The organism is Nostoc sp. (genome assembly GCF_036917155.1).
In the GTDB taxonomy this organism is placed as follows: Bacteria; Cyanobacteriota; Cyanobacteriia; order Cyanobacteriales; family Nostocaceae; genus Nostoc.
This window is the reverse complement of the sequence record NZ_JBALDZ010000251.1, coordinates 1-12,276: the sequence shown is the minus strand read 5'-3', so window position 1 is coordinate 12,276 and position 12,276 is coordinate 1. Positions and strand designations below refer to the sequence as shown.

7 protein-coding genes are annotated in these 12,276 nt (G+C 44.2%); 3 read left to right on the top strand and 4 right to left on the bottom strand.

Annotation, left to right across the window (positions count from 1 at the left end):
• Positions 1–174 precede the first annotated feature (174 nt).
• Both V7K67_RS34070 and V7K67_RS34065 read right to left on the bottom strand, forming a co-directional pair.
• Entirely contained in the window at positions 175–1,911 is a 1,737-nt protein-coding gene (locus V7K67_RS34070; RefSeq protein ID WP_334729321.1) for an RluA family pseudouridine synthase, read from the bottom strand.
• 7 nt (positions 1,912–1,918) lie between these two features.
• Positions 1,919–2,407 (bottom strand): hypothetical protein, encoded by a 489-nt coding sequence (locus V7K67_RS34065; protein ID WP_334729320.1) that lies wholly within the window; start codon positions 2,405–2,407, stop codon positions 1,919–1,921.
• Positions 2,408–2,571: 164 nt separating this feature from the next.
• Here V7K67_RS34065 and V7K67_RS34060 point away from each other — a divergent pair, with 164 nt between their 5' ends.
• Positions 2,572–4,500 carry a serine/threonine protein kinase gene (locus V7K67_RS34060; protein ID WP_335170313.1) on the top strand — a complete coding sequence of 643 codons (1,929 nt, stop codon included), beginning with the start codon at positions 2,572–2,574 and terminating at the stop codon, positions 4,498–4,500.
• Positions 4,501–4,826: 326 nt separating this feature from the next.
• Here the strand turns inward: V7K67_RS34060 and leuD are convergent, their stop codons facing one another.
• Together leuD and leuC are read right to left on the bottom strand one after the other, a co-directional pair.
• Positions 4,827–5,435, bottom strand: coding sequence for a 3-isopropylmalate dehydratase small subunit (leuD, locus tag V7K67_RS34055; protein ID WP_334729318.1), 609 nt, complete (start codon positions 5,433–5,435; stop codon positions 4,827–4,829).
• Positions 5,436–5,614: 179 nt separating this feature from the next.
• Entirely contained in the window at positions 5,615–7,018 is a 1,404-nt protein-coding gene (leuC, locus tag V7K67_RS34050) for a 3-isopropylmalate dehydratase large subunit (RefSeq protein ID WP_334729317.1), read from the bottom strand.
• A gap of 263 nt (positions 7,019–7,281) precedes the next feature.
• Between leuC and V7K67_RS34045 the strand changes: the two genes are divergently transcribed.
• Positions 7,282–8,631, top strand: a complete 1,350-nt coding sequence (locus tag V7K67_RS34045) for an ATP-binding protein (protein ID WP_335170311.1) — start codon at positions 7,282–7,284, stop codon at positions 8,629–8,631.
• 200 nt (positions 8,632–8,831) lie between these two features.
• Positions 8,832–12,276 (top strand): nSTAND1 domain-containing NTPase (locus V7K67_RS34040; RefSeq protein ID WP_442943997.1); only part of this gene is annotated, 3,445 nt, incomplete at its 3' end.

The window sequence follows — 12,276 nt, the reverse complement described above, 5'->3', positions numbered from 1 at the left end:
CATGGTCTTAATCTCCTCGAAGTTATTACTGATGCTTTAGAAGGTAATGTCTCTGTTTTCCTTTCCTCTATTACTACTAGCTAGGCAGTTACGTACAAAGCCATATATCAAGAGAGTTTCAACCCTATTCCCTGTTCCCTACTGTAAGTATTCATGGGGATATGATAGGACGTGTCAAAAGGGCGTAATTGCTTGTAGATGCAGGGTTTTTTCTAACTGCGGATGCTTGAAGCGAAGTTCTCTGGCGTGCAGATGTAACCGACTAATAACTGCACAGCATCCATAAAGGCGATCGCCTAAAATAGTTCTCCCAAGTCCTCGCGCATCAGCTGCATGAACTCTCAACTGATGAGTGCGTCCGGTGAGTGGCGTAAATTCTACGCGGGTGTAGTCTCCTTCTCTCGCTATTACCTGGAAGTGTGTCAAGCTGGGTTTACCATACTGCCAATCAACTTTTTGCTCAGGGCGATTTTCAGGATTTCCCCACAGTGGCAAGTCAATCACACCTTGCTCAACTGTTACAGCACCGGCAAGTATGGCTTCATAAATCTTGTGAACCTGGCGTTGCTGAAACTGTTGGCTGAGTCGTCGATGGGTTTGGCGATCGCGCGCTAACAACAAAATCCCGGAAGTTTCTTGATCTAGGCGATGCACAGATGCAAGTGCCATACCATCCGGTAACAGATGACCTAAGCGACTCAAGACACTATCTTGGCGATCGCGATAACGACCAGGCACCGAAAGTAATCCAGCAGGTTTGTTGACAGCAATCAGCCATTCGTCTTCATAAATAATGGGGATTTCTCCCTTAATAGGCGAGAAGACTGGGCGTTTTTCATCGGAGGTACACAAATGTGTTAATGTACTTATCAATAATGGGGTATCTGTATGAAAATCCCTATTAGACATGGAAATAGATTTCAAGCCTGAGAGCAAAAACCCCATCAATGGCTGACATCGCTCCGCACATGCTCCATAAAATTCTCCCTGAATTTTATCCTGATTTACGGAAGACGCACCCCACCAAAATTCTGCCATTGCCAACGGTTTGAGATTATGTGTTGCTGCATAATGAAGCAGCTTTGGGGCACAACAGTCTCCTGTACCAGTGGGCGAACCTCCTGGCATCAATTCTTGCAATGATTGCGATCGCCCAGAAAAATTAGTCAAGCTATAGCTAGCCTGCATTTGAGCTTGTAATTGACGGGACAGTGCTTTACGCTGTTGTTTCAGTTCACTGATTCGCGCATCTGTTGCTGCAATTAACTGTTGCAGGGGTTGTAATACGGCATTTTGCTGGCGTTTAAGTTGTCGTCGCTCAATTCCCTGTTGACGACTCTCTTCATCGAGTTGTTCAAGAGCAATAGTGAGTGCTTCTGGGCTGAGTTTCTTGCAGATTTGCTGACGTTTTTCCTGTCGTTGATGTTTGCAATAGCGATGGCGATCGCTCATTGCTTGCAACTGCTGCTCAAACTCATTTAATAGAGTTTCATACTGCCGACGTTCGGTCAGTTGCTTCAAGGTCAGAAGTTCTTGCTTAATCGCGTCTAACTGCGCCAAAGTACGGGCTTCCTCGAAAGCAACTTCGTCTCTGCCTGGAATTGGTGGCACCCAGCCCTCAGCAACACTACAACCATTTAAAAGACCGGAGAAGGCTTTTAGTACCCATTGTTCGCCATTAGGCAGTTCAACCAATAGAATTCCATACATCTTGCCTTCACGAGAATAACAGTCATTATTAGCTAAATCTTGCATTAGTCCGTGGGCGATCGCTTCAGACATTGAGGTGCGGGGTAATTTTAGGCGAAGGCCGCTTTCCAGACAGCGGCCTTCGTACCAATAGCTACAAGATGAGTCGCTGATGGCAAAATCGCAGTCGATGAAATCTGAAAGTGGGTGCAGAACTACCATACAGGCTTCAACTCTCTGGTAATTTAGCAAATGCCTGTTCAACTAACTCCTTTGCCTTCGCATCCAAACGCAGCCAATCCACTTCACCGAATTCATCAATTAAACTAGTATCAACATCAGCAGATTCCTGAACTGGGCTGTATTTAAGAAAACACACTTGATAACACAGTTCCCACAAATCGATACTCGCTTGCTGCTGTTGACGCTCTAAACGTAGATGATATCCTGGATGGGGCATCGGCAGACGAGCCAGAGTCTCTCTGATTTCATCTGCTTCTTGGGGCGTTGCAGTTTCCATTGCTTGCAACAGTTCAGTCACCAATGCTTTGATTTCATCAGTGGTGCTAGGCGGCCAAATCAGGACATCATGGTAAGTTCCCGTCCAGGAAGATTCATCAAGCAGCTTGCGGAGATTGTCGATAACCCGAATGAAAGCAGGCTGCATGAGGATTTCAGCCTGTTGCCATGCAACTGAGTTTGTTATTTTAGGTGGCATTGGTAGTAAACAGGGGCACTATAAAGAAAAATAAACAGTCTATGTTTATTAAAAAGCTGCGTTTTTAATCTAAATCTTTTCTCAAGATAGCGGATTTCATTGAAGAAAATTTGGAGATATTTATTACTAGCTGGAAAATTAGGTAAGAACTCTGGGGAGGGAATATGATAGGCAAGCTACTAGATCATCGTTACCAAGTAATTCGAGTCCTCGCGATGGGAGGATTTGGTCAAACCTATATTGCTCAAGATACTAGACGGCCTGGCAATCCCATCTGTGTTGTTAAGCACCTTAAACCCGGAACTGACCCCAGAGTTTTTGATACTGCGAAACGCCTATTCAACAGTGAAGCCGAAACCTTGGAAAGACTGGGCAATCATGACCAAATACCCAGGCTACTAGCGTATTTTGACGACAATCAAGAATTTTATCTAGTACAAGAATATATTGAAGGACATACCTTAGCTGAAGAACTTATCCCTGGTAAGCGCTGGAATGAAAGCCAGGTAATTCAACTGTTACAGGAAGTTTTAGAAATTCTCGAATTTGTCCATCGCCAAGGCGTGATTCACCGCGATATCAAACCGGATAATATCATTCGTCGCGCTTCCGATAATAAATTAGTTTTAGTAGATTTTGGGGCAGTGAAGCAACTGCGTACACAGATGGTAGCAGTAGGCGGACAAGCCTCGGCGACAGTGGTTATTGGCACTCCTGGCTATATGCCCACAGAACAAGGGCAAGGTAAACCCCGTCCCAATAGCGATATTTATTCCCTTGGTGTGATTGCTATTCAAGCATTAACAGGATTACAGCCAACAGAATTGCAAGAAGACCCAGAAACAGGCGAAATCATCTGGCGTCATTCAGTAACCGTGAACCATCGACTGGCGGCAGTGTTGTCTAAGATGGTACGTTATCACTTCAAAGACCGCTACCAAAGCGCCACGGAGGCATTGCAAGCGTGTAAAGAGGCGATTAATCCTGTACCAGCACTTTCCACCTCTCAAGAAGCCGCCAATAATTCCAGCTACCAAGCAGCCAAATCCCAGCCTCAAGTATCTCGGCTGCAAACTGTTGCAGTTGCACCGGCAAATCCTATCGGCGCGAAACCTGGGCGTCAAGATTCTCATAAATCCGACCCATGGCCGATATTAATTGGCATATTATTGGCGGGTGGTGCGGCTGCTTTGGTAGCCAATGTATATCCAAATGTGAAAAATTTCGCTTTAAATATTACAGGTAATAATACTGCCTTAACAGACAAATGCTTGGCTATTGTTGTGGGAAATTCTAATATCCGTTCTAAACCTAGTTCGATAAATTCTAATAATGTTTTGCGAACCGGGAGTGATAACACCAATTTCGAGGTGACTGGCAAGCGGACAAAAGGAGGTTGGGTAGAAATTAAACTTAAACCTGGTCGTTTGGCTTGGGTAGACTCGGATGAGATAACCAATAATCAAGAATGGAGTTATTGCCTGCGCGAAAAAGGCATTGCAACAAAGATTCTAGATGATAGTAACTCGATTGCGAATCGACCGACTACCAAGGCAAAATCAAAATCGCGGAATGTGGCAACTTCATTACCAGAAAAGTCGAAGGGGTCAGCTGACGATGCTGGGAAATCAGAACAATCGCAGCCTAGTGATAATAGTGCCAATATTATAGAGCAAGCAAGACAGAAGTATGATTCAGGGGATATAACCGGAGCGATCGCACTTTTAAGGTCAGTTCCGGCAAATGCTGCTTCTGGTATCCAAGAGACGGGCAAAATGATTTCCCAGTGGCAGCAAGATTGGGCGAAGGCTGAGGCTTTGTCTAATGAGATCAATAAAGCAATAGATGATGGTAAATGGGATAAAGTTTTAGATTATAGAAACCATCCAGAAAAGCTGCCTAATACTCAATATTGGCGAAATAAAATAGAACCATTATTTAAACAAGCAGCCGCAAATCTGGCAAAACAGGCACTAACTAGGCTAGAAAGTCAAGGTAATCAAAAGAGTACCGAACAGAAAGTTCCCGATACTAAAAAACCTACCACTACAGAGAGTCCTAATGCTATAGAAACTCCTAAAAGTGGCTTTTAAGAGGTTGCGAAATTCCCCATCTTCTCTACGAGACGCTAACGCGAACAAGTTACTCCGAAGATGGGGATTGCAAAGGCAATTAATTTTTTACGAAAAAGATAAGGTTCAAAGCCGTACTTCGTCCCGCTACGCGCTTTCGCCCGCAAGTGGCGCGATAGCTCCCTTGCTCCCTAGCTTCCTTGGTTGAAGCCCCACCCGCAAGTGGCGTGGTTTTTCTCCTCTGCTCCTCTGCTCCTCTGCTCCTCTGCTCCTCTGCTCCTCTGCTCCTCTGCTCCTCTGCTCCTCTGCTCCTCTGCTCCTCTGCTCCTCTGCTTTTTCACACATCGCTAACTTGCTGCTAAATTGCCCCAACCTACATAAGGTAATTTTGCAGCCGTTGCCCGAACTTGGTCAGCGTTAGCCACCAACTGACCGCAAGCGTCCCAAGTTCCAGAAATAAATGTGCTTCTTGTACCTTCACCAATGGTAACTGGGGCGGTGTAATCACCAATTTGCACTTGCAAGGTTTCCAGATTTACTGTCACCGCAGCTTGGGGATTAGCAGCGACTAACTCTTGTAGTTGTTTAACAGTAACAGCATCGGCTGTCACACAAGGTATGCCCATTGCCACACAGTTACCAAAAAAGATTTCGGCGAAGCTTTCACCAATTAAAGCTTGGATTCCCCATTTAGCGATCGCTTGGGGTGCATGTTCCCGTGATGAACCACAGCCAAAGTTACGGTTGACTATTAAAACATTCGCCCCTTGGTATTGGGGTTGGTCAAAGGCGTGTTCACCTTTAAGTGCTTTCCGATCATCGATAAACGCGGCTTCGCCTAGGCCGTCAAAGGTAATGGCTTTCAAATATCGTGCGGGAATGATGCGATCGGTATCTATATCATTGCCCACTAAGGGTATACCGCGCCCTGAAACCGTTTTAACTTCACTCACCATAATTTTTATCTATTTTTTCAATCTGTTGAAAAAGGGATTGGGGAAGGTGGGACCCCCTCTGGGGATAAGGGGTAATGGGGACTAGGGACTAGGGAAGATGAGGGAGTCGGGAATAGGTAAACTTTCAATTCCCAATTCCCAATCCCCAATCCCCAGTCCCCAGTCCCCAGTCCCCAAAATTACAGCAACTCGCGCACATCAGAGACTTCGCCTTTAATGGCAGCAGTGGCAACCATTGCCGGACTCATTAACAATGTGCGACCGGAAGAGGAACCCTGTCTTCCTTTAAAGTTGCGGTTGGAGGAGGAGGCACTGATTTGTCTTCCTTCTAACTTATCGGGGTTCATGGCCAGGCACATGGAACATCCCGGTTCACGCCACTCAAATCCGGCTTCCTGAAAGATTTTATCCAGTCCTTCAGCTTCCGCTTCTTCCTTCACCCGTTCAGAACCGGGGACAACGAAGGCTTTGATTCCTTCTGCAACGTGGCGACCTTTGGCGATTTTTGCCGCTTCTCGTAAATCACTAATTCTGCCGTTGGTGCAACTACCAATAAAGCAGACATCTATTTTGGTACCCTTGATGGGTTGACCAGGATATAAATCCATGTAGCGGTAAGCTTCTTCAGCAATAAATCGGTCTTCTTCTAGCAGTTCTTCTGGCTGAGGTACTGACTGATTGACACCGATACCTTGACCGGGAGTAATCCCCCAAGTAACGGTAGGAGGAATTTCCGCCGCGTCGAATACCACCACATCATCGTACTGGGCATCAGCATCGCTCTTGATGGATTCCCACCAAAGTACTGCTTGATCCCAATCTGCATCTTTGGGAGCAAAATCTCTGCCTTTGAGGTAATCGTAGGTGACTCGATCGGGATTGACGTAGCCGCATCTAGCACCGCCTTCGATCGCCATATTGCAGACAGTCATCCTCTCTTCCATATTCATTTGTTCAAAGGTCGTACCTGCAAATTCGTAGCCATAACCCACACCACCTTTCACGCCAAGGGTGCGGATGATATGTAAAATTACATCTTTGGCGTAAACTCCTGGGTTGAGAGTGCCGTTAACTTCTATTTTGCGGACTTTCAGTTTCGAGAGGGCAAGGGTTTGGGAAGCGAGAACATCCCGAACTTGACTAGTACCGATACCAAATGCGATCGCACCAAATGCCCCATGACTTGATGTGTGACTATCTCCACAAGCGATCGTCATTCCCGGCTGGGTAATTCCCAGTTCTGGGGCGATGACGTGAACTATACCCTGACTGCCAGAACCAATATTGTAAAAAGTTATGTTATTTTCTTGACAATTTTGTTCAAGTGCTTGAATCATTTCCTCTGCCAAGCCATCGGCAAAGGGGCGCGCTTGATTTTCTGTGGGCACAATATGATCGACCGTGGCCACAGTTCGTTCTGGAAACAGTACTTTCAAATCCCTCTCGCGTAACATAGCAAAGGCTTGGGGACTGGTGACTTCGTGAATTAGATGAAGCCCGATAAATAGTTGCGTCAGCCCTGAGGGAAGTGTACCAACGGTGTGTAAGTCCCAAACTTTGTCAAACAGGGTACCTTTGCTCATACGTCAATCAGTATTTAAAGAGTCCGGCCTTAAATGGTATCAAAAAAGAGTCTCGGTTTTTGCAGATAACTTAAATATTTTTAAACGCAGAGGGGCACAGAGGTAAGCGCAGAGGTACGCAGAGAATTAGCGATGTCATTCGATCGCCTTTGAGGTAGTAGATGCGAAAATTCTCCGAAATATTGAGATGCAAAGATGTAAGTAACTTTATCCTTTTGCACAAGATGTGTTAAGACAAGACGAGATAATTGCACTACCAGGTTATGTCCATAGATTTACGGGAATTTTATCAGGCTAGCGATCCCAGCAGAACTCTGTTTGTCAACAATAGCTCTGATGGCAAGTATTATATAGATTTTTCCTCGGTACGAGGTGGTGATATTCTTGGCAAGCTGAAGCAGAAGATTACTTTTTTTAAGCCCAATGAACCCACTTGTACTTTATTTACTGGGCATATTGGTTGTGGAAAATCGACAGAACTATTACGGTTACAGGCAGAACTGGAGAAGTTAGGCTTCCATGTGGTCTATTTTGAGTCCAGTGATGACCTAGAAATGACTGATGTTGATATTGCTGATGTGCTGCTGGCGATCGCTCGTCGTGTGAGTCAAAGTCTGGATAAAATTACCCTGGAGGCACCTAACAAGTTTAATGAGTTGCTGCAAGGTGCTTGGAAGGTCTTAAACTCCGAGGTGACGGCGGGAAAAGTTAAGCTTCCGGTGCTTGGTGATGTCGGTTTATCCGCAGATAAAGATAAGTTTTCTCTGTCTGTGGGCATTGGTGAAATCACCGCGAAGATGAAAAATGACCCAACGCTGCGAGAAAAACTTAATCAGTATTTAGCACCGCAGAAAACTAAGCTGCTGGAAGCGATTAATCAAGAATTATTAGAACCTGCGATCGCTAAACTCAAACAACAGGGTAAAAATGGTTTGGTGGTCATTGTCGATAATCTTGACCGCATAGATAATCGTGCCAAACCTTGGGGTCGTCCGCAACAGGAATATTTATTTGTCGATCAGGGTGAGTTTTTAACAAGGCTGAATTGTCATCTACTCTACACTATGCCCTTGGCTTTAAAGTTTTCCAATGATTACGGAATGCTCACCCAGCGTTTCCCAGAAGACCCCAAGGTGTTACCAATGGTACCTGTACAATGGTCTAATGGCAGTGTTCATACACAGGGAATGGCACTCATGCAGCAGATGGTACTAGCAAGAGCTTTTCCTGACATGACGCCAGAGGAGCGTTTAAGTAAAGTTACTGAGGTTTTTGATAGTGCTGCTAGCCTAGAGCGTTTATGTCAAATGAGCGGTGGTCATGTGCGGGACGTGCTGAGGCTGCTGAATACCTGGATTATGGAAGAGATGAGTCTTCCCCTAACTCGTGAAACCTTAGAGCAAGTTATTCGTTCTCGGCGGAATGAAATCATGTTGCCGATTTCTGAGGATGAGTGGCAATTGTTACGCCATGTCAAGGAAAGGAAAAAGGTGAGTGATGATCACGGATATCAAAAACTGATCCGCAGTCGGTTTGTGTTTGAATATCGGGATGGTGGCGAGTCTTGGTTTGATGTTAATCCGGTTTTGGCGGAAGCAAGAGAGTTGCAGTGAAAACAATTCAAGAGTCAACTTATAGCCAGGGCGAAGGTCATTCGCAGCTACTATACAAACATTCGCCTTTGGCGTTCCCGCAGGGTAGCCCACCTGCGTGGGCTAAGAGAAAATCAAAGTTTTATAACCCACGGAGGTGGGTAAAGCCTCGTGTAGACGCGGTTTCTAACCGCCCTTTTAACAACTTATGACAGACTCTTATGACAGACTCGCAATCATCAGAAAATAACCATGTAAACTACGACCGCACTCTGACCCAATTAGCTTGGGCGATCGAGTCCTCTGTGGGACAGTTTAAGCTGATTTTGGCACGGTGTAATTATGGTAGCCTGCGCGATCGCTTAATTTCCAGACTGCGGGAAATTTGTCAAGTTGAAATTCGTATCTTGACGGTGCAGCAATCGAACAGAACTCTTTATACTGCAATTCGGGAAGAATTCGGCGAAGAAATACCAGCCTGTGTGATGGTTATGGGTTTGGAATCAGTGCAGAATTTGTCTGTGATGTTAACTTCTGCGAATCAGGTGCGGGAAGAGTTTCGCAATAATTTTGCTTTTCCCTTAGTGTTGTGGATTGACGATGAAATCTATAAGCAACTAATACATCTGGCGCCAGATTTGGAAAGTTGGGCAACTACGAGGAATTTTCCCATATCAACACAGGAATTAGTCGCTTTTATCATCGAAATGGCTAATCAATGGTTTAGTAATAACTTAAAATTTAGCGTAGATATATATCTTCAACTGGAAAATGAGTTAGAAGCAGCGCAAAGATATTTAATCAACAAGCCAGATATTTATAATTTAGATATTCAAGCTAATTTAGAATCTTTATTAGGCTTTGTTAAACAGATAAATAATCAAAAAGATTCGGCGCTACAGCATTATCACCAAGCTTTAGAGCTTTGGCAGCAAAGTCATAATTTAGAAAACCAGGCAAAAATCCTTGGTGAAATTAGTTTTGGCTATTATCTCAAGGCTATTAAACATAAAGATATAAATTGTCAAGATTGGCATAGAACTTGGTATTATGTTCAAGAGTATATAAATTTTGTTAGCCAATTTAAAAGCCCAGATTTAATCGCCAATTCAGTAGTAAAATTTGGTGATATATTGCGAGACTTGCAAAAATGGGAAATTTTGTCTAGTCTTTCTAAACAAGCTTTACTAGTACATAAAACTCACAACCAGCTAAGGGAATTAGCTAAAGATTACGGTTTTTTAGCTGAAGTAGCTTTGGCTCAAAATAATTGGGTTAATGCAAATCAGTTAGTTAAGCAAGCCTTAGAAGTTTTTGCTACAATTCCCAATCTGGAATCAGCCAATATATCAGAGGTTTTATCTGATATTCCCAAAAAGGCTTTAGAATCAAAAGATTTGAGCTTATATCAGTTTATTTTAGGTCGTTCTCAATACCATTTAGGTCAAATTCCACAGGCAACTATTAGCTTAGAAACTGCTAGGGATGTGGGTAATCCCTTAGAAGATGTCAGGCTTTACTTGGATATTCTCAGGTTTTTACAGCAGCTTTATTTTGAGCAGAAAGAATATCTCAAAGCATACAAAATCAAACAGCAACGCCGTTCTATTGAACAGCAATTTGGTTTGCGGGCTTTTATTGGTGCGGGTAGGTTAGAAGCTACAAAACAGGTATTTGTCGAGACATTGCGCTCAAACTCTCCCCAAGGAAATATTGCTCCAGAAATTGCTGCATCTGGTCGCCTCTTGGATGTAGAACGTTTGATTGAACGCATGGGTCGCCCTGATTATAAGCTGATAGTCATTTATGGGCAATCGGGTGTAGGCAAAAGTTCCCTAGTGAATGCGGGACTCATACCAGCTTTAAAGAATAAAGCAATCGGTACTCAAGATTATTTGCCGGTAGTAATACGCGTTTACACCAACTGGGTGGAAGAGTTGGGGAGGCTTTTGAGGAGAGATAAGGGGGATGAGGGAGATGAAGGGGACAAGGGGAAGTTAGAATCTCGTTCATCCACCTCGGAACTCCGTTCATCCACCTCAGAACTGGATTCATCCACTTCAAACACTCAAACTCCTAACTCCTCACTCCTAACTCTTAACTCCTTACCCCTAACTCCTAACTCCTCACTCCTAACTCCCCACTCCCTAATCACTCAACTCCGCGAAAACGAACAGCGCAACCTCCGCACAGTGCTAATTTTCGATCAATTTGAGGAATTTTTCTTTGTTTACACCGAACCTACACAAAGAAAGCAATTCTTTGAGTTTCTAGGAGAGTGTCTGAATATTCTATCGGTGAAAGTTATCTTATCGCTGCGGGTGGATTACATCCATTACTTGCTAGAGTGCAATGATTTGCCCAGTCTCAAGATTATTGGTAATGACATTCTCAGTAATAATGTGCTTTACAAGTTGGGGAACTTCTCACCTGCTGATGCGAAGTCAATTATTCAGCGTTTAACTGAAAATACTAGTTTTCAATTAGAACCTGCTTTAGTTGAACAAATGGTACTGGATTTAGCCGGAGAATTGGGTGAAGTTCGTCTCATTGAGTTGCAGGTTGTGGGGGCGCAACTGCAAACGGAGAATATTACAACTCTGGCAGAATATCGGCACCGTGGCACTAAGGACGAATTGGTTAAGCGTTATTTGAATGAAGTTGTTAATGATTGTGGTGAAGAAAATCAGCAAGCAGCAAATATATTACTGTATTTGCTGACCGATGAAAAAGGAACTCGCCCTCTGAAGACTCGCGCTGAGTTGGAACGCGATTTGCTCCCGTACTTCTTCGAGACTCCTCCAATTCCCCTTAAAAAAGGGGGCTTTATTCTTTTTACACCCTTTTTAAGAGGGTCGCCGCAGATGGAGGGATCAGAAGCTAGGGCGGAACAAGCTTCTGAAATCAGTAAATTAGATTTAGTGTTAGAAATTCTTGTCCAATCCGGCTTAGTGGTTTTGCTACCAGAAAACCCCGCCGACCGTTATCAACTGGTACATGACTACATCGCTACCTTTATCCGCCAGCAACAGGAACCGAAGTTAAAGCAGGTAATGGCGGAACTAGACAAGGAACGAGAACAAAGAAAACTGAGTGACGCAAAACTAAATAACTTTCTCAAACGCTCCCTTTTTGGTTCCATAACCGCAGGTTTAGGATTTGCTGTTTTAGCAGGGATAACATGGCAGTGGGCAATAGAGGCAAATGTTAATCAAATTAACGCCATCAATAATTCTTCTGAAGCCTTTGCTGTCTCTGAACAATACCCAGATGCTTTAATAACAGCATTAAGGGCAAGTAACAAACTCAAGCATACAATTTGGGCACAGCACAGAAGCGATATCTCAATGGTAACTGTAGCAACTTTACAGCAAGCGGTTTACTTAAAGCCAAATGAAAAAAAAGAAAACCGCGCCATTGAGGTGAATACCTTAGAAGGTCATAGCGATGCGGTCAATAGCGTCACCTACAGCCCCAATGGACAACAGTTAGCTTCTGCGAGTTCTGACAAGACGATCAAAATCTGGGATGTCAGCAGTGGCAAACTCCTCAAATCCCTGACTGGTCATAGCGGTGGGGTCAATAGCGTCACCTACAGCCCCAATGGACAACAGTTAGCTTCTGCGAGTTCTGACAAGACGATCAAAATCTGGGATGTCAGCAGTG